Genomic DNA, 17663 nt, shown 5'->3' on the forward strand with positions numbered 1-17663 from the left:
ACTCTACCTGTGCCCTCCACTACGAAACGCCGCTGCAACTGCTGGTGGCCACCATTTTGTCTGCACAGTGCACCGACGAGCGAGTCAACCAAGTTACGCCGGAGCTGTTTCGCCGCTTTCCCGATGCCCAGGCGCTGGCGGCGGCGCCGCGGGAGGAGATCGAGGCCCTGATCCGTCCCACCGGCTTCTACCGCAACAAGGCTAAACACATCCAAGAGGCCTGCCGCAAGATCGTGACGGACTTCGGCGGCCAGGTGCCCCGCACCATGCCGGAGCTGCTCACTCTGCCGGGGGTGGCCCGCAAGACGGCCAATGTGGTCCTGGCCCATGCCTTTGGCATCAACGCTGGCGTGACTGTCGATACCCACGTCAAGCGCCTCAGCCGTCGCCTCGGCCTCACCGAGCACGAGGATCCCGTGCGCATCGAGCGGGATCTGATGCAGTTGTTGCCGCAAGCCGACTGGGAAAATTGGTCCATTCGCCTGATCGAGCATGGGCGGGCCATTTGCACCGCCCGCAAGCCCCTTTGCGAACAGTGTTTTCTGGCCGATCTCTGCCCCAGCGCCCCCCTCCCGGGGCCGGCGGAGAAAACGGACAGAGAAGCCGCAACAGCCTCCCAGACTTGAGCGCCTGGCATCCGGTTTTTCGGCTCCCCCTCGCCCTAGAATAGGCTGCATGGACGATCAAGCGACTAGACCGACCGCCGCGACCTCGCCTGTTCTCGTTATTGCCGGGCTGACGGGATCCGGGAAAACCCTGGCCATCCAGCAATTGGAACAACTGGGCTACACCGGCTTGGAAGGGATCCCGCCTGACCAGGCCGTTTATTTAATCGAGGCAATCCGGCCTCGCCACCCTGCTCTAGCGGTGAGCCTAAACCTCCACACCCCGGAATATCGGGAGCAGTTCCTTGCCTTTGACCGCTGGCGGCAAGCGCAAGGGATCCCTTTCCTCTTTCTGGAGGCTCGTCCCCTGGTATTGCTCAACCGTCTCAGCGCCCACCGCCGCCCCCACCCTCACCGCCCTGGCCTTGGCCTGTTGGAGGCCATTGAGCAGGAAGTGCGCGATCTGGCCCCCGTGCGGGAGCGCTGCACCCACCTCCTGGATACGTCTGAGCTGAACAGCCAGCAACTGCGGCAGCAATTACAAGCCCTGGTCCACGGGATCCCACAGCCGCTCAACCTGAGGCTGGTCAGCTTCGGCTTCAAGTACGGTGCCCCCCCCGATGCCAACTTGCTGTTCGACGTGCGCTTTTTGCCCAATCCCTTCTTTCAGCCCCATCTGCGCCACTTGACCGGCCAGGATCCGCCTCTGCAGGAGTTCCTCTTTGCGGATCCAGTTACCCAATCCACCTACCGGCAGATCTTTTCTCTGGTGCAGGCGTTCTGGCCCCACTACCGAGCAGAACGACGGCCTCACCTGACCGTGGCCATCGGCTGCACCGGCGGGCAACACCGCTCTGTGGCTCTGGTGGAGCGCCTGGCTGAAGATCTGCGGCCCTGGGCTGTCCCCACCGACAACCCTGCCCTGCCTGCCCTGAACATCCAGGTGCAGCACCGCCATTTGCTGGATTCGCAGCGGGAGCTGGAGGCCCGCTTTGGCCCGCCACCCCCTGCCGCTGGCGTAGAACAGCAACAGGTTAGGATCCCTTTGGCCGACGTTCCTGCACCTCCCCATGACTAAGCCCGCGCCCAGCAACAAGTCCACTGTGTGGGGGCCTCGCCGTCGCCAGGCCACTTGGCCGGGAAATGGCTGGAAATGGCTCTTCCCTGGTCTGGCGGTCAAGCGCTGGCTCACCCTAGCCGTGGGGGGCGTGCTGCTGATGGTGCTGGGCATCGCCATCTGGACAGAGCTGACCCCCATCTTTCGCCTCAAGCGATTAATCGACATCACCCTGCGCCTGATCACCACCTGGATCCCCAACAACATCAGCGGCCCCTTGGTCACCGGGATCGGCTTGGTGATGGTGGTGCTGGGCTTTCGCAGCGCCATGCGCTCCATCGAAGATGTGCTGATCCCAGAAGGAGACGAGGCGCTGGTGGATAAGCTCCTGTCGCGGCGACGTCTGAGTCGTGGCCCTCGCATCGTGGTGCTGGGGGGCGGCACCGGCCTTTCCAACCTGCTGCGGGGGTTGAAGCACTACAGCTCCAACATCACCGCCATTGTCACCGTGGCCGATGACGGCGGCTCCTCAGGGCGCTTGCGGCGGGAGATCGGCGTGTTGCCCCCTGGAGATATCCGCAACTGTCTCACCGCCTTGGCCAACGAAGAAAAGCTGCTCACGGAGCTGTTTCAATACCGCTTCCAGGCTGGGGAAGGTCTGAGCGGGCACAGCTTCGGCAACCTGTTCATCACCGCCCTCACCGCCGTAACCGGGGGCGACCTGATTCGGGCCATCACCGCCACCTCGCAGGTCTTGGCCATTCAGGGACGGGTGCTGCCGGCCACCCTGGCGGACGTCACCCTCTGGGCGGAGTTGAGCGATGGCCGCCGCGTGGTGGGCGAGTCCAACATCGCTAAAGCCAGGGGGCGCATTTGCCGCATTGGCTGCGACCCGCCCAACCCTCCTGCCTTGCCCGAGGCGATCGAGGCCATCGAGGCGGCAGAGTTTGTGGTGCTGGGGCCGGGTAGCCTCTACACCAGCATCATCCCTAACCTGTTGATCCCGGAGATTGTGGAAGCTCTGGCCAAGAACATGGCGCCCCACATCTACGTGTGCAACATTATGACCGAGCCAGGGGAAACCGACGGCTACACCGTTGGGGATCACGTCATGGCCCTGGATCGGGTGGCGGGCGTGCGCTTGTTCGATGGTGTCCTGGTACAGCGGGAGCCCCCTTCTCTCCGCGCCTTGGAGCATTACCGCCGCAATGGCTCTGAGTTTGTGGTGCTGGATCCGGATAAGCTGGCCTACCTAGGTTGCCGGGCAGTTCTGGCCAACGTCATGCAAGAGGATCCTGAGACCGGCTTGGTGCGTCACAACCCTGAGCGCCTAGCGGCGATGCTGATGCGCTGGTTTGACAGACACCGCTAAACCACCCCACGGCCCCACCTTGCTAAGGGCTAGCTGTAGCCGGTAGATCCTTGCGGCTAAGTCGTGCACAAGAGGAGTTTCCATCCCCTTGCGGGAAGGGGTAGGGGAAAAAGCCTGATTAAAGCTGGAAGTCTTTTGGAAAGTAGGCCAGGATCGAGTTGAGGGATCCCAAGTGACGGCGCAGCGTTCCCGGAAAATCCCGGCAAGCTGTTAGCTTTGGAGGTTGTGCGCCAATGGTAAAGTTGTTCTCGTCTCTTTTTAAGAGGACTTCTGACTCCTTGGCTGGGATCCCGGCTGCCGAGTTGGGCGCTCCTCAGTCCTGTGCCGGCGATAGTGGCATGGATCCCTGGGCTGGCCAACGGGAGCGGATGGTGAGGGAGCAGATCTTGCAGCGAGGGATCCGCGATCCCCGGGTGCTGGAGGCAATGCGCAAGGTGCCGCGCCACCTTTTCGTTCCCCCGGAGCTGCGGGAGCGCGCCTACAGGGATTGCCCGCTGCCCATTGGCTACGGCCAGACGATTTCTCAGCCCTATATTGTCGCCTTTATGACTGAGGCGGCCCGCCTCACCCCTGAGTCGGTGGTGCTGGAAATCGGCACCGGATCCGGCTATCAGGCGGCCATTTTGGCCGAGCTGGCCCGGCAAGTATATAGCCTGGAGCGGCTGGCTCCCTTGGCCGCCCGCGCTCAGCAAACCCTGGCCTCCTTGGGCTACCGCAACGTGGAGGTGCGCCAGGGAGATGGCTATCAGGGTTGGCCGGAACACGCCCCCTACGACGCCATCGTGGTGACGGCAGCCCCCCCAACCCTGCCGACGCTGCTGCTGGATCAACTGGCGGTGGGAGGTACCCTGGTGGTGCCGGTGGGCGAAAGCCAGGGATTCCAATCCTTGCTGATCCTCCACAAAACCCCGGAGGGGGTGGTGCAAAAGGGGGCCTTCCCAGTGCAATTTGTGCCCATGGTTTAGTCTTCTGCGGCCAGCCAGAGCTGGCGGCGAATTTGCAGCGCCAACTGAGGGTGGTCGGTGATCAGCCCCCGCACCGGCGGCTCCTCCCCAGACGGGCGCAAACAGAAGGCCATGATCTCCGGATCGTTGACCGTCCAGACGTAGAGCGGGATCCTGGCTTGGGCCGCCGCCGCCAAAAACGGCAGGTCCAGCCAAGAGTAATGGGGGGCGAGAAAATCCGCTCCCACCTCGCGGCAGTAGGTCAAGAGGGATCCCTTCTCTCCCTCCGGCTGCGCCTCCACCAACAGGCCAACCTGGGGGGCAGCCCCTCCCAGAAGGGCTTTCACCCGTTGCGCCACCTGGGGCAAAAAAGAGGTGATCACACACTCTGCAGGGGTCAAGAGCTTGCCGATGAGGGCGAGGATCTGTTCTTCGTAGCCCGCCTCTTTCAGCTCGATATCGAGGGCAATCCTGCCCCTGACGTGGAGCAGCGCTTCTTCCAAGCTGGGGATCGTGGGCTTGCGGGCGCGGATCTCCGCCCAAGTGAGCGCCGCCAGCGGCTGCCCCTCCAGCTCGGCATCGTGAAAAACCAGCGGGATCCCGTCGCGGCTGCGGCGCACGTCCAGCTCGATCCCGTCGGCCCCGCCTTCGATGGCCGCCGCAAAAGCGGCCAGGGTATTCTCCTCGGCGTGGGTGTGATCCCCGCGGTGGGCGACAATCCGGGTGGGAAAGCGATAGTCTGGAGGAGTTGAAATAATCTCTCTAGCCATGGACACAGCTGCAATTGCCGCCTTCAAAGAGCGCATCAAGCGCATTCGCGAGCGCCGGCCCACCTTGGTCAAGCTTTTGGAAAAGCCAGACCTGGGCAGCTTGCGGGTCGATGTCAATCAAGCCTTGGAGGAGATCGACGAGCTGCTGCAGGAGTTCGAGCAGACCTTTGGCCCCCAGGACTAGCCAGCCTGGGCGAGCTCTTGCAGTTGGGCCAAGACCTCGGCACTGTGCCGAGAGGGGTTGACAATCGGGTCGATGGCCCGCAGAATCCCCTCAGGATCGATCAAAAAAGTGTTGCGCAGGGCCATCTCCCCCGTCCAGGAGCCGTAGGCGCGGCTAACCGTGCCCTCAGGATCCGAAAGCAGAGGAAATTGCAGCCCCTCTGCCGAGCAAAACCGTCGGTGCGAGTCCACCGAGTCGGCGCTCACGCCCACAATCTCCGCTCCCAGCGTCCGAAACTTGGGCAGATCCTGCTGGAAGCGGCGCGCCTCGATGGTACACCCGGCAGTGAAGTCGCGGGGATAGAAGTAGAGCACCACCCACTTGCCGCGAAAATCCGCCAGCCGCCGCACCTGGCCCGACTGATCCGGCAGCTCAAATTCCGGCGCCGGCGCCCCGATCTGCGGCAGGGGGGTGGTGCCCCACTGGGCCAAAGCGGGCTGAACCCCTGCCCAGCTCACCAGCAAAGCCGTAAACAACCCCACAAGGCCCAACCAGCGCCAGCTCCTGCCCCCTTCCTCGATAACCACTGCAACACCTCTCCAGCTTTCTAGCTCTAGTTTACATAACTTCACGGCAGCCACTTGCAGAGCAAAAGCTGGGGTGGGATCCCCAACCAATGCCAAAGTTGAGAGGTGCGCTGGATGGGAGTGTAGCGCAGTTGGGCGTAGAGCTGCCGGGCGGCCAGATTGTCTTCCACCACGTGCAGATACAACTGGTGATAGCCCCAACCTTGCACCACTCCTTCGGCGCTGAGCAAAAGCTGCCGCGCGATCCCGCGCCGCCGCCAAGGGGGCAACACCGCCAAGTTGGCCAGATAGGGATACTTCCCATGGGCCATCGCCCGCAAGGAGATCTCGGCAGTGGCCACCACCTCGCATCCCACCGCAGCCGCCAGGCAGCAGTAGTGCGGATCCCTGGCCGCCAGCTTGAGGCGCAAATCCTCGCGGATGCCCAACTTGTGAATCGGGTGGAGCCAGCGCTGCGGACCCAAGGGCGGGTAAAAGACCTGGGCGAGAACCTCCGCCACGGGCTCCAAATCACCTAGCGTGACGGGATAGACCACGAGGGAGGGCAACACAGAGGAAAACAGGGCGTTCAAGCATCTGTTGCAAGCGTCCTTGCTATTTTCGCAGAGAAGCGGCAAGCAGCTCGCAGCCAACAAGAAGTGGCGGCAACCCCACCGGCACCGCCACTGAACCGACAAAACTTGAGTGGAGGGGAAACCACCCACCCCCATGCACGTCACCTGCATCCAAACTTAGCTGTCTCTTCACTTATTCGATTGTTCTGAGCTCACCCCCCTCTGCTCAATTGACGGGGAGAGTAGAACAGCCACCTGACGAACCAACTTTTGAAGCTCTGCTCCCGAGGGTTGAAGTGCCAAAACCTGACCCGCTCTCGCACTGTGCCCTACAGCTCCCCAGCATAGCGAGCTGAGCCTTTGGCGCGATAGACATCATCGGTAATGGGCTGGTAACCTACTTCAACCAGATCAGACTTGGCAGGCGTGAACACGCGGATAACTGCTCTAGCAATTTTCGAGAGAAAGGCAAGCATAAAAACCTCCTCCAAGCGAGCGTGAAACTATGAACTGGGCGAACCCAAAATTGCTAAAGCCCGCAGCCCTTGCTCTACTGAGCAGAGTCCTGATTCGCCAGAGTCTGCAGGGGGGAGCACCTGAACCCGACCGAGCATCGGTTTTCCACCTCTTCCTTGATCCTAAACGGAGACTCGAAATAGCAGGCCGGCATCCCTTAAACGGGTAAGACCGCTCGCCATCTTGCCATCTCACCAGAGGTAAACGACCCCTTATCGTTGCAGCGGCTGACCTCAACAGACCCGACCGCTATTTGATTTAGCTCCCATGTCCCTTCTTCGGAAGAAAACCTGTCGTAGGTGCCAGGTGCTCCTCTGGGCAAGACAACCGCTTGCTATAGAAACCTGCCGGCGCAACGGATCGGAAGTTTGCACGAGATTGGATCAAAACGTTAACCGACAGGAAGCTTTGAGCTTGGGCAGATTGCAGGCTGGTGTCTCGCCTTTGAGATGAAGCTGAGATATTATCCTCCTTGCTTGAATCACTACATTTCTAATCTAGCTTGGGTCAAATCCCTCTACAATGGCTGGCAACTGTTCTTAACAGTCTAGGTCATTTCTTTAATCGTTCTTCCCATATTTCTTCAACATAGGTCTCCAGTAGATCTTGCAGTCGGATCCTCTGCCCTTTTCCAGAAGAAAGGTCTACTTTTTAGAAACTTTCCAGAAAGCAGGGGGGCTGGATCCCCAGCTCAGCCGAGGATTTGACCGAGACCACTCGACCCGGCCTCGGTGGGCCTCCCCCTTCAGGCGGGTGTCGGGGAGAACTTCAATTCCGGGGCCGAGAGCGCAGGATCAGCAGGGAAAAGTAGGGGGGGCGATAGTCGGCCAATCCTTCTAGGGTGGGGAAGAGAGCTTGCTGGGGCCAACCGGCCCAAACCACCAAGCTGGCCTGCTGTAGCCAACCTCTTGCCGCTAGCCACTGCCAAACCTGAGGATAGACGGGGGCCACTTTCATCAGCACAACCACGTCGGCCCAGGTGCAGGCCTTCTCCAGCTCCGTCAGGGCAAAAAGAGCAGGCAAAATCGCCAATTTCTCGGAGCCGAGCGCCAAAGGGGATCCCAGAGCGGCAGCGGCGGCAAGAGGAGAGCACACCCCCGGTATGGCCTGGATGGGCAAGTCGGGGATCCGCTGCCGCAGGGCTTGGGACAGGTAGGCAAAGGTGCTGTAGAGGCCCACATCCCCTTCGCAGACAAAGGCCACATCTTCTCCCCGCTCCAGAGGCGGGGCCAGTTGCTCGGCAGCCGCTTGCCAGGCCGCCTGCAGCAGCTCGACTTGGGTAACAAAGGGCAGATGCAGCGGCAACAGGGTTTGTTCCGGTCGCAGCCAAGGGCGCACGATTTGGTAAGCTAGGCCTGGCTGGCCGGCGGCGTTCTGGGGGCAGGCCACCCACCTGACGGCGCCGAGGATGCGGGCTGCTTTGAGGGTGAGCCACTCGGGATCCCCGGCCCCGGCGCTAATGCCCCAAAAAGTCCCCAGGCCCATGGTGGAGCTTGTCCGCCAGCTCAGGAAGCTTGGCCGTCTGGCCCCTCAGGCCTTGCCTCGGCGGCGTCGGGGCGAGTGTCAGGCTCTGGACGTCCCCCACCTTCTGCGGCCAGATGATCGAGGGCCTCTTGGAGCGAGTTGCGCAAGGACAAAAACTTCTCTAGCCGCACCAGTTTCACTGTTTGGGTGATGCGGGGGTTGCTCACCACCTGAAAGATGCCCCCACGGCTCTGGGCCAGCTTGGCCAATTGCACCAGGGCACCGACGCCAGAGCTATCGATGAAGTCGATCCCCGTCAAATCCAGGATGAGATTGGGGGATCCCTCTTCTAGGTATTTGGTGACCACCTTAACGAAGACCGGCTCAGAAAAGGCATCCAGAAGGCCCGTCAGGTAAAAGACCTGGCAGTTCTCCAGCGCTTCGTGGCTGCCGCGCAAGCTGACCGTCAGAGACAGAGGTTCCGGAATGGCTTTTCTCCTTTTATCTATCTCGACAGAGGGTTGAGGCCCGATCTCGGGCGTGGAGATAGCTTAGCATCCCTACTCCCTTGGCGAGACGGTATTTTTCCGCGGGCAGGGGATTGCGGCTGGGGGCAGGGATCCCTGCTTTTTGGCCCCTCGTGGCAAGGCGGGAGTCCTTGGGTAGGATGGGGGCAGTTTTTGATGTTCCCCAAGGAGGCCGGCCTGCGGGCCAGACAGGGCTTCTCAAGTGGGGTGGTTGGGATCCCTGAGGGGCGAGCGTTGGGAGAGGATCGGCAGGAGCAAGAGGGGCAGCGGCGACGCTTTTCCCTTCCCCCCGGCACCTGGATGGGGGCGGGGCTGGGTTTGGGCTTGACGGCTGCCGCTTTTGGGGCTGCCTGGGGAATCGGGGCCTACTTTCAAGATCGGGTGCTGCCCCAGGTGGAAGCTACCCTCTCGCAGGCGATGCGCCGGCAGGTGGAATTGGGGGAGGTAAGGTTTGTAGCCCCTTGGCAGGTGAGGCTAGGGGAAAGCCACATCGAACATCTGGCCAGCATCGGCTCCATCGACCTCAGCCCCGACTTCTGGACCTGGCTGCAGACGGGGGAGTGGGTGCTCAATATTACCCTGAATCAGCCGCAACTGCTGCTGATGGAGACGCTGGATCGCGGCTGGGCAGACGTGCAGTTTCAACTGCCAGAAGGCGAGGGATCCCTGCCCTTGCAGGGGCTGAACATCCGTTTGCAGGGGGGATCCCTGACGGCTATTCCCTTAGTGGGAGAGCGGCGCCGGTTTGAGCAGTTGCAGGGCCAGGCGCAGGTGTGGCTGAGTGCCCCGCCGGGGGAGGAGGGAGGGGGTCGGGCCAGTTTCCAGCTCTCGGCGGCGCTGCGCTCTCTGGAGGGGGAAGGGGGCTACCCCCTGCAGCTCCGGGGGGTGGCGGATTTCGCCCAGGCTTCTGGCTCGGTGACGCTGGCCGCTCGGCGCCTGCCTTTGGAGCTGCTGCCCAGCGTCTTGCCGGCGGCGCCCTTGACTGAGGTGGAAGGGGAAGCCAGTCTGGATCTGCAAGTCCTCTGGGGAGGAGAACGCCCTTGGGAGTTGACGGGGCAAGCCCAGGTTCAGCAGGCGCGGCTGGGGCTGGAGAGGTTGCCCCATCCTTTTGAAGAGGTGAAGGGCTCCGTTCGCTTTACCCTAGAGGAGCTGGAACTGCAGGGGGTGAGCGGTCGTTTTGGCCAGCTTGCTTTTGAAGATCTCAACGGCTCCATTGTCTTCGGCGACAAGGAGGGATTGGATCTGCAAGCCGCTATTGCCCCGGCCAGCCTGCAGCAGATCCAGGAGACTTTCAACGTTGAGCTGCCGGCGGAAGGGGTGGTGGCGGGATCCCTGAGGGTCACCGGGCCGCTGAATGGGCCGCAGATCCAAGGGCAGTTGCGAGGGATCTCGCCGGGGCGGGTGGATCGCCTGCCGGTGCCGGAATATGCTTTTGGCTTCCGCTTGGCCGATCAAACCTTGGCCTTTGAGGAAATCGACCTGAAGGCCGCCGGCGGGCGGATCCAGGGATCCGGACAACTGCAATGGGCTGCCGGCTTAGCAGGCCGGTTCGATCTCCAGGTCACCGGGGCCGATGTAGAGCAGGTGCTGGCTCTCTACGACCTCAACCTGCCGCGGCGGGGCGAGCTGGGGCCGGTAAGTGCCCAGGTGCAGGTGGCGCTGGCGGGATCCCGGCCCCAGGTGGAGGCCACCTGGACAACCCAAGGAGGAGAGATTGCCGGCAGAGGACAGCTGCAGATCTTGCCCGAGGCCGAGGGGTGGGCGGTACAGGTGCCGCAGGCGGTGTTGGAGCTGGGCGGGGGCCGGGCCCAGGTGGCGGGGCGGTGGGCGGGAGGGCAAGTCCAAGCCCAAGTGGCTCCCCAGGATCTGCCGCTGGCCTTTTTTAACCCGCAGTGGCCGGGATCCCTCTCTGGTGAGCTGATGGCGCAGGTGGACACAGGGGAGGCGGCGGAGGTGGGTTTCCTGGCGGCGTTGCGGGCGCAAGGGTCGCTAGCCCTGTCCCAGCCTTTGGGAGAGAGGGGAGTGCAATGGGTTGACGGCATCCGCGGCCAGGTAGCTTGGGAAGGATCTGGCTTGCGTATCCAGCAGGCAGAGATCTTGGCCGACACCGCCCGCTTGGCCAGAGTAGAGGGAGAGATCCCGGTGGATCCCCAGACGCTGCAGGTGGGATCCCTGGACCTGAGCTTTGCCGCTGACGGGATCCCCCTGGCGGAAGTGCCCGGCCTGCCGCCACTGCTGCAGGGGGTGCTGCAGGGATCCGGGCAGATCCGCGGCTCTCCGGACAACCTGCAGGTGGCTGGCGAGGCGCAGTTGCGCGGCTTGCAGGTGGGGGAGGTGGCCTTTGCCGACTTGGCCGGGCCCTTTAGCTGGTCTGCCCAGGGGACGGCGGTGGAGCTAGTGGGGGCGCGGGAGCGGCTGGCGCTGCAGTTGGATCCCCAGTTTCGGCCTGTGCAATTCCAGGTGCGGCGGGGCGAGGCGGAAGTGCGCGGCCAACGCCAGCAAGATGAACTGCAGGTGACGGCAAGCCAGTTGCCGCTGGCTTTGCTGGGAGGGTTGGCTGCCGGGCCCTGGGCTGGCCTGGGCGGAACCCTCAATGGGGAGGTGGCGCTTGACCTGGCCAGTGGCGCCGCTCGAGGTCGAGCTGCGGTCGAGGGGCTGCGGCTAGGCGATCTCGCGGTGCAGGGCCTCTCAGTGGATTTCGATTATCGCCCCAGCGACGACTCCCGCCCCGCTCGCCTGACCCTTGCCCAAGCCCAACTGGAGCTGTTCGAGAGCCTCTACACCGCCAGCGGCACTTTGGAGCTGCCGGCAACCTCTCTCCAGGCTGCTTTGGATCCCACCTCGGAAGTCCCCATTCCCCAAATCGACCTGCAGATCAGCACCCGTCAAGGCCGCTTGGAAGATATCGTCTCTACTTTCAAGTGGCGGGAGTGGAGCGATATCACCAGCCGCGGTTTTCGGCTGCTACCTTTGGGCCCTGCCGCTGTGTTAGAGACAGAGCCGGTCGGCCTGCCCGGCTATCCGCTGCTGCAACAACTGGAGTACTACGCCCAGATCCTGGCCGCCCACCTGGGGGCCCTGGCCAGCCGTATGGATCCCCGCATCCCGCCGCCCACCAGCCTGCAGGGGGAATTTCAGGCCAGCGTCAGCCTGGTCGGCAACCTCAACCGGCCCAGCGTCAGCTTTCAGCTCGAGGGCCAGAATTGGCAGGCCCAGGAGTTCAGCATCGAGAGCCTCACCGCCAGCGGCAGCCTGGTCGAAGGGGCGGTGGTGCTGCAGCCGCTGCTGTTGCGCAGTGGCGAACGCCAGGCCCTGTTCTCTGGCAAGGTGGGCCTGGAGGAACAGTCGGGATCCCTGCAAATCCAAGCATTTCCTCTGGCTTTGCTGGATCGCTTCCTGCCGGACGAGCTGGAGCTGCAGGGAGATCTCAACCTGGATGTGGAACTGGCAGGCAACCTGCGGGATCCCCGGGCCCGCGGCTCCCTGACGGTGGTCAACGCCCAGATCAACCAGGTGCCGCTGCGGGAGGTGGGGGGACAATTTGACTACAACCAGGGTCAACTGCGCCTGGAGGGCGCCCTGCTGGCCAACGGCGACGAGCCGATCCGCCTTTCCGGCCTGGTGCCCTACACCCTGCCCTTTGCGGAGGTGCGGGCCGCATCGGATCAGATCGACCTCACCCTGCAAGCCGAGAATGGCGGCCTGCGCCTGATCAACCTCCTCACCGACCAGGTGCGCTGGGAAGGGGGCCAAAGCCAACTGGAGCTGGCCATCCGCGGCAGCTTGCGAGAGCCCAGCCTGCAGGGGAACCTCAGCCTTAGCTCCGGGATCCTCAAGTTGGCCGCCCTGCCGGAGCCCATCACCGACCTGACCGGCCAAATTTTCTTTAACCTCAACCAATTGGAGGTGCGGGAGCTGCAGGGCCAGTTGGGGGGCGGATCCCTCTTGGCCAACGGCTTTTTGCCCGTCAACTCCCGCGGCGCCCTGCAGATGGACGAGACCTCGCCACCCCTAACGCTGCAACTGCAAGGGATCCAGCTCACCCTGCCCAACCTCTACACAGGCCGCCTGCAGGGGGAGGTGGTGGTGGGCGGCCTGCTGCTGCGGCCTTTGCTCGAGGGGCGCCTGGAGGTCTCCCAAGGGATCGTAGATGCCAGCCCCCGCCCTGAAAAAGGGGAAGCGGCGGCAGCTCCCGCAGACTCGACTCAGGCGGATCCCTTTTGGCAGCCGCGGCTCAACGGCCTGGAGCTGGTTTTGGGGCCCGGGATCCGCGTGCAGCGGCCCAACCTGTTTGAATTCCACGCCAGCGGCAGCTTGCGCCTGTTCGGCACTCCCCAAGACCTGCGTCCGGCGGGCACCATCGCCCTGGAGCGAGGCCGCGTCAGCCTGCCCATTGCCAACTTTCGCCTGGATCGCTCCCGCCCCAACACCGCCACCTTTGACCTGGACAACCCCTTCGATCCTTTCTTAAACCTGCGCCTGGTGACCCAAGCCTTCGAGGTCTATCGCTTTCCCCAGGATCTGTCCCCCTTCGACACCAACCGCAACCTGCCGGGATCGCAGCAGAGCATCGAGATCTTTGCCAACGTCAACGGGCGGGCCAGCCAGCTTGCGGCTGCGGATCCCCGCAACGGCGTTCTGACCCTTTCCAGCAGCCCCAGCCGCTCCCCCCAAGAGATCGTCGCCCTGTTGGGGGGAACAGCTTTGGCCCAACTCAACCCCGAAGCAGGGGTGGCCGGGCTGGCGGGAACGGCTTTGCTTAACGATGTGTTGGAGACGCTGCGGGACACCCTCGGCTTGGATGAGGTTCGCCTCAGCCCCGTTCCCCAGGTCGATACCCGTGCCCCCAGACGCTCCTCAGTCGGCCTGGCGCTGGAGGTGGCCCGCGATCTGGGGCCGGCTACTTCCATCTCGGTGCAGCGCAACCTGACGGATCCCTTTCAGCCCACCCGCTACAGCGCCCGCTACCGCCTCAACGACCAAACCCTCACCCGTGCCACCACCGACCTCGAGGGCAACAACGTCCTTTCCCTGGAGTTCGAGACCCGCTTCTGACGGGATCCGCTCTGGCCAGACTACGGTTTGTTACATCGTTATTGCTACGCAACGCTGTCGCGAATGCGTCGGCGGCGCAGAGCGCTTGGGTAGTGGCGAGGATCCCTTGGAGAGTGTCTTATATCTGGTTTAAAGTGGCCATAGTTTCTCAACGGCTTTTGGACGGCCAGGGATCCCTTGAACCCGACTTCCTAAAGATAGCTAGAATAAACACCTGCCTGTGTGAGCCTGGAAGATCAAAACAAGCGGCCAACCTGTGTTCCCACTTGGAGAGTTGACAAGTGAATGATCCAATCTGACCAGCCATGAGGAAACAACAAGTATTGCAATTGCTCGGCGAGCAATTTGCCGAGATTCAAAAGCAATTTGGTGTGCGGCGACTGGCCCTGTTTGGCTCAACTGCTCGTGGCGAGGATCAAGCCGGCAGCGACATCGATATCCTAGTTGAATTTATTGGTAAAGCCGACTCCAAGCGTTACTTCGGTCTGCTCTTCTACTTGGAAGACAAACTTGGATGCCCCCTAGACCTTGTGACCGACAAGGCTCTACGCCCCGAACTTCGTCCATTGATAGAAAAAGAAGCAATCTATGTCCCGTGAATGGCGTTTCTACCTAGATGATATGATTGAATTTGCCAAGCGAGTCCTTGAATACACAGAGGGGTACACTCAAGAAGACTTTGAACGGGATCGCCGAACCTATGATGCGACCTTGAGAAACATCGAGTTGATTGGTGAGGCAGCCACTCACATTCCTGCAGAAGTCCGTAACCAGAACGAAAATATTCCTTGGCGACAACTCATTGCCACTCGTAACCGTATCATTCATGCTTATCTTGCTCTAGACAACGACGTTTTGTGGAGTATCATCCAAAGTGACATGCCCCAACTGCTTGACAATTTACAGAAACTAAAGCGTAGTCTCTCCGATTCTCCCTGCTAACCCTAACTTCAGGAGCAACGCCGCCGTTTTCATCCAGTTGGAAACCCCCTCTGACGGGATCCACTCTGGCCAGACTACGGCTTGTTACATCGTTATTGCTACGCAACACTGTCGCGAACGCGCCGGCGGCGCAGAGCGCTTGGGTAGTGGCGAGGATCCCTTGGAGAGTGTCTTATATCTGGTTTAAAGTGGCCATAGTTTCTCAACGGCTTTTGGACGGCCAGGGATCCCTTGAACCCGACTTCCTAAAGATAGCTAGAATAAACACCCGCCGTGTGCGGTGACTGGCCCTGTTTGGCTCAACTGCTCGTGGCGAGGATCAAGCCGGCAGCGACATCGATATCCTAGTTAAATTCATTGGTAAAGTCGACTCCAAGCGTTACTTCAATCTGCTCTTCTACTTGGAAGACAAACTTGGATGCCCCCTCGACCTTGTGGCCGACAAGGCTCTACGCCCCAAACTCCGTCCACTGATGAAAAAAGAAGCAATCTATGTTCCGTGAATACATGTGGAGTATCATCCAAACCGAAAGTCGATCTAGAGGTAGCGGCTGATGTCTTCTCCCTGTTCTGCCAAAAACGACAAAGCCCGGAAGCGCAGCCCTACTACTTGATCGTAGAAGGGGTTGAGCTTGCACATCGGTGGAATGTGCATCAGTTTGTGGCCAAACAACACCACATCTCGCTCGAAAGGACAGCGGGCCGGGATCCACCGACACAAAAAGTGGGCCAAGCGGGGATCCTGAACTTCAATGCTGTCAATTGCCGCTCGAATCGGTTGCAAGGGCGCCTGCAGCCAGTTGCGCAGGCAAGCCGCAGACTTAAGATATGTGACAGTCATGGAATCCATCTGCTCCTGAGGGGCTTTGCGATCACGTTGCCAAGAAATCGTGGTAGAGCCCATGGCCTTTCACCTCAACACCTCAAAGGGTGTTCGCTTTCTCCAGCAGCCACGCCCTTCTGCCCGGGTCTTTGCCCAGGTTTGTATCCAGGGAAACAGAAGAGCCTCTCTCCAGACTCAGTCTGCCTTGGCTGGCCAAAAACTTGCCTGGGTAACCCAAAATCTCTGCTCAAGTTTGTAGAGGTACACATTTTGTATTCAAAAGTTAATCTGTAACGAAAGCTACGGAAATTGGGTTCTTCGCCGGCAAGCTGCCAAGCGGAGTCCAGGGCTGCTGCCCCTATTTCCAGCATGGAACAGGCCTTGAAGTCAGGGTAGAGGGATCCCCGTAATTGTCGCTGTCTTGAAAGTGCCGTTTTGCTTTTGATCGATGATGTTTACAATCGCCGTGGCCGGGAGTTACGGAGGATAACGGCCAAGGGATCCCGGCTGCCGGGCGTTCTACAATGCCAGAAGAGATTTGCAGCGGGTGAGAAGTCGGCGGCGGATTGGGATCCCGGCTCTTGCCTCGGTTTTCATTTGAGAGGCTGTCCATGAAATTGGCCTATTGGATGTACGCTGGCCCCGCCCACATCGGCACGCTGCGGGTGGCCAGTTCTTTCAAAAACGTTCACAGCATCATGCACGCTCCCCTGGGGGACGACTATTTCAACGTGATGCGTTCCATGCTGGAGCGGGAGCGGGACTTTACCCCGGTAACCACCAGCGTCGTTGATCGGCAGGTGTTGGCGCGGGGATCGGACGAGAAGGTGATTCGCAACATCGTCCGCAAAGACGGCGAGGAGCAGCCTGATCTCATTGTGGTTACCCCCACCTGCACCTCCAGCATTTTGCAGGAGGATCTGCATCACTTTGTGCGGCAGGCGCAGTTGTCCAGCCGCTGTGACGTGCTGCTGGCCGATGTCAACCACTATCGGGTCAACGAGTTGCAGGCCGCCGAGCGCACCCTGCACCAGATTGTGGAGTTCTATATCAACAAAGCCCGCAAAAGTGGGGAGTTGAGCGGCCCGCCCCGGAGGACGGAGCGTCCTTCCTGCAACATCCTCGGCATCTCCAGCCTGGGCTTTCACCATGCCCACGATCTGCGGGAGTTGAAAAAGCTGCTCCAGGATCTGGGGATCGAGCTCAATTTGGTGATCCCGCAGGGGGCCAGCGTCCACGATCTCAAGCACCTGGGGCGGGCCTGGTTTAACGTGGTGCCCTACCGGGAACTGGGGCCGATGACGGCTCGCTACCTGCAGGAGCAGTTTGGCACACCTTATGTGGAGATCACCCCCATGGGGGTGGTGGAAACAGCCCGCTTCATCCGCCAGATCCAGCAGGTTCTCAACGAGCAAGGGATCCCGGTGGACTACGAGCCCTACATCCAGGAGCAGACCCTCTACGTTTCCCAGGCGGCTTGGTTCTCCCGCTCCATCGATTGCCAAAATCTGACCGGCAAAAAAGCCGTGGTCTTTGGGGATTGCACCCATGCGGCAGCCATCACCAAGATCCTGGCCCGCGAGATGGGGGTTCATGTGGTCTGGGCGGGCAGCTATTGCACCTACGATGGCGAGTGGTTCCAGGCAGAGGTGGGCGGGTATTGCGATCAGGTGCTGCTGACCGAAGATCACACCCGCGTAGCCGATGCCATTGCCCAGGTGGAGCCTGCCGCCATCTTCGGCACCCAGATGGAGCGGCATGTGGGCAAGCGGCTGCGGATCCCTTGTGGGGTAATCTCGGCGCCCATGCACGTGCAAGATTTTCCCATCGGCTACCGGCCCTTTTTGGGGTATGAGGGCGCCAACCAAATTGTGGACCTAATCTACAACTCCTTTACCCTGGGCATGGAGGATCACCTGCTGGAGGTCTTCGGCGGCCACGACACCAAAGAAGTGATCCACAAGAGCCTGAGCGCCGATTCCGATCTCATCTGGACGCGAGAAGCCCAGGCGGAGCTGAACAAAGTGCCCGGCTTTGTGCGCGGCAAGGTGAAACGCAACACCGAAAAATTTGCCCGCGAGCGTGGCCTGACCGAGATCACCCTAGAGGTTATGTATGCGGCCAAGGAGGCTCTCGGGGCTTGACGGGATCCATCCCAGGGGATGGCAGGTCTGGCCAGCTGATCCACAAATGGAACTCCTGTACAACGCCGCGCACCTGCCAGGATCCCCAGGGATCCACCTGCCAGGTTAGCCGAGCTTGGCCGGGCCGCCACTCCAAAAAA

The 17663-nt window shown here is 61.3% G+C and carries 18 protein-coding genes; 10 read left to right on the forward strand and 8 right to left on the reverse strand.

Annotated elements, in window-relative coordinates:
* The 4 genes from nth to NW809_RS03745 all read left to right on the forward strand — a co-directional run.
* The coding region (gene nth / locus NW809_RS03730; RefSeq protein ID WP_414401551.1) for an endonuclease III at nt 1-626 on the forward strand (626 nt) is incomplete at its 5' end.
* 49 nt (nt 627-675) lie between these two features.
* Entirely contained in the window at nt 676-1683 is a 1008-nt protein-coding gene (gene rapZ / locus NW809_RS03735; protein WP_414401552.1) for an RNase adapter RapZ, read from the forward strand.
* A complete protein-coding gene (locus tag NW809_RS03740) occupies nt 1676-3034 on the forward strand; it encodes a gluconeogenesis factor YvcK family protein (protein ID WP_011429795.1) in 1359 nt (452 codons plus the stop codon). Before rapZ ends, NW809_RS03740 begins: the two co-directional genes overlap by 8 nt.
* Before the next feature lie 233 nt (nt 3035-3267).
* On the forward strand, nt 3268-3999 hold the full coding sequence (locus NW809_RS03745) for a protein-L-isoaspartate(D-aspartate) O-methyltransferase (protein WP_083759154.1): 732 nt from the start codon (nt 3268-3270) through the stop codon (nt 3997-3999).
* On the opposite strand, the gene NW809_RS03750 is transcribed toward NW809_RS03745, so the two are convergent.
* On the reverse strand, nt 3996-4748 hold the full coding sequence (locus NW809_RS03750) for a glycerophosphodiester phosphodiesterase (RefSeq protein ID WP_011429793.1): 753 nt from the start codon (nt 4746-4748) through the stop codon (nt 3996-3998). The two genes, NW809_RS03745 and NW809_RS03750, sit on opposite strands and share 4 nt — an antisense overlap.
* Between NW809_RS03750 and NW809_RS03755 the strand changes: the two genes are divergently transcribed.
* Complete coding sequence (locus NW809_RS03755; protein WP_011429792.1) at nt 4747-4932, forward strand: hypothetical protein; 186 nt, start codon at nt 4747-4749, stop codon at nt 4930-4932. The genes NW809_RS03750 and NW809_RS03755 overlap by 2 nt on opposite strands.
* On the opposite strand, the gene NW809_RS03760 is transcribed toward NW809_RS03755, so the two are convergent.
* From NW809_RS03760 to NW809_RS03780, 5 genes are all read right to left on the reverse strand, one after another.
* Entirely contained in the window at nt 4929-5498 is a 570-nt protein-coding gene (locus tag NW809_RS03760; protein ID WP_369781487.1) for a peroxiredoxin, read from the reverse strand. The genes NW809_RS03755 and NW809_RS03760 overlap by 4 nt on opposite strands.
* Nucleotides 5499-5539: 41 nt before the next feature.
* Nucleotides 5540-6070 (reverse strand): GNAT family N-acetyltransferase, encoded by a 531-nt coding sequence (locus tag NW809_RS03765; protein WP_414401553.1) that lies wholly within the window; start codon nt 6068-6070, stop codon nt 5540-5542.
* A 311-nt stretch (nt 6071-6381) separates the two neighbouring features.
* Entirely contained in the window at nt 6382-6528 is a 147-nt protein-coding gene (locus NW809_RS03770; protein WP_011429789.1) for a hypothetical protein, read from the reverse strand.
* 808 nt (nt 6529-7336) lie between these two features.
* Entirely contained in the window at nt 7337-8053 is a 717-nt protein-coding gene (locus NW809_RS03775; protein WP_099812307.1) for a precorrin-2 C(20)-methyltransferase, read from the reverse strand.
* Between the two features lie 20 nt (nt 8054-8073).
* Nucleotides 8074-8490 (reverse strand): STAS domain-containing protein, encoded by a 417-nt coding sequence (locus NW809_RS03780; protein WP_255322534.1) that lies wholly within the window; start codon nt 8488-8490, stop codon nt 8074-8076.
* A gap of 225 nt (nt 8491-8715) precedes the next feature.
* On the opposite strand from NW809_RS03780, the gene NW809_RS03785 reads away from it, so the two are divergent.
* The 4 genes from NW809_RS03785 (at nt 8716) to NW809_RS03800 (ending at nt 15059) form a co-directional block, all read left to right on the forward strand.
* Nucleotides 8716-13614, forward strand: coding sequence for a translocation/assembly module TamB domain-containing protein (locus NW809_RS03785; protein ID WP_414401554.1), 4899 nt, complete (start codon nt 8716-8718; stop codon nt 13612-13614).
* A 305-nt stretch (nt 13615-13919) separates the two neighbouring features.
* Nucleotides 13920-14213 (forward strand): nucleotidyltransferase family protein, encoded by a 294-nt coding sequence (locus NW809_RS03790; protein ID WP_011429785.1) that lies wholly within the window; start codon nt 13920-13922, stop codon nt 14211-14213.
* Nucleotides 14203-14556 carry a DUF86 domain-containing protein gene (locus NW809_RS03795; protein ID WP_011429784.1) on the forward strand — a complete coding sequence of 118 codons (354 nt, stop codon included), beginning with the start codon at nt 14203-14205 and terminating at the stop codon, nt 14554-14556. Before NW809_RS03790 ends, NW809_RS03795 begins: the two co-directional genes overlap by 11 nt.
* 290 nt (nt 14557-14846) lie before the next feature.
* Nucleotides 14847-15059 carry a nucleotidyltransferase family protein gene (locus NW809_RS03800; RefSeq protein ID WP_255322556.1) on the forward strand — a complete coding sequence of 71 codons (213 nt, stop codon included), beginning with the start codon at nt 14847-14849 and terminating at the stop codon, nt 15057-15059.
* 35 nt (nt 15060-15094) lie between these two features.
* On the opposite strand, the gene NW809_RS03805 is transcribed toward NW809_RS03800, so the two are convergent.
* Entirely contained in the window at nt 15095-15397 is a 303-nt protein-coding gene (locus NW809_RS03805) for a Mo-dependent nitrogenase C-terminal domain-containing protein (protein WP_011429783.1), read from the reverse strand.
* A gap of 593 nt (nt 15398-15990) precedes the next feature.
* Here NW809_RS03805 and bchB point away from each other — a divergent pair.
* Nucleotides 15991-17523, forward strand: coding sequence for a ferredoxin:protochlorophyllide reductase (ATP-dependent) subunit B (gene bchB / locus NW809_RS03810; RefSeq protein ID WP_099887224.1), 1533 nt, complete (start codon nt 15991-15993; stop codon nt 17521-17523).
* On the opposite strand, the gene NW809_RS03815 is transcribed toward bchB, so the two are convergent.
* Nucleotides 17489-17659, reverse strand: a complete 171-nt coding sequence (locus NW809_RS03815) for a tocopherol cyclase family protein (RefSeq protein WP_414401555.1) — start codon at nt 17657-17659, stop codon at nt 17489-17491. The two genes, bchB and NW809_RS03815, sit on opposite strands and share 35 nt — an antisense overlap.
* Nucleotides 17660-17663 lie beyond the last annotated feature (4 nt).

Source organism: Synechococcus sp. WC101, from assembly GCF_047461555.1.
In the GTDB taxonomy this organism is placed as follows: domain Bacteria; phylum Cyanobacteriota; class Cyanobacteriia; order Thermostichales; family Thermostichaceae; genus Thermostichus.

Bases quoted from the DNA above. Each gene is read 5' to 3' on its own strand.
- rapZ (WP_414401552.1), top strand. From the start codon at position 676: ATGGACGATCAAGCGACTAGACCGACCGCCGCGACCTCGCCTGTTCTC.
- NW809_RS03740 (WP_011429795.1), top strand. From the start codon at position 1,676: ATGACTAAGCCCGCGCCCAGCAACAAGTCCACTGTGTGGGGGCCTCGC.
- NW809_RS03745 (WP_083759154.1), top strand. From the start codon at position 3,268: ATGGTAAAGTTGTTCTCGTCTCTTTTTAAGAGGACTTCTGACTCCTTG.
- NW809_RS03755 (WP_011429792.1), top strand. From the start codon at position 4,747: ATGGACACAGCTGCAATTGCCGCCTTCAAAGAGCGCATCAAGCGCATT.
- NW809_RS03750 (WP_011429793.1), bottom strand. From the start codon at position 4,748: ATGGCTAGAGAGATTATTTCAACTCCTCCAGACTATCGCTTTCCCACC.
- NW809_RS03770 (WP_011429789.1), bottom strand. From the start codon at position 6,528: ATGCTTGCCTTTCTCTCGAAAATTGCTAGAGCAGTTATCCGCGTGTTC.
- NW809_RS03775 (WP_099812307.1), bottom strand. From the start codon at position 8,053: ATGGGCCTGGGGACTTTTTGGGGCATTAGCGCCGGGGCCGGGGATCCC.
- NW809_RS03785 (WP_414401554.1), top strand. From the start codon at position 8,716: ATGTTCCCCAAGGAGGCCGGCCTGCGGGCCAGACAGGGCTTCTCAAGT.
- NW809_RS03790 (WP_011429785.1), top strand. From the start codon at position 13,920: ATGAGGAAACAACAAGTATTGCAATTGCTCGGCGAGCAATTTGCCGAG.
- NW809_RS03795 (WP_011429784.1), top strand. From the start codon at position 14,203: ATGTCCCGTGAATGGCGTTTCTACCTAGATGATATGATTGAATTTGCC.
- NW809_RS03805 (WP_011429783.1), bottom strand. From the start codon at position 15,397: ATGACTGTCACATATCTTAAGTCTGCGGCTTGCCTGCGCAACTGGCTG.
- bchB (WP_099887224.1), top strand. From the start codon at position 15,991: ATGAAATTGGCCTATTGGATGTACGCTGGCCCCGCCCACATCGGCACG.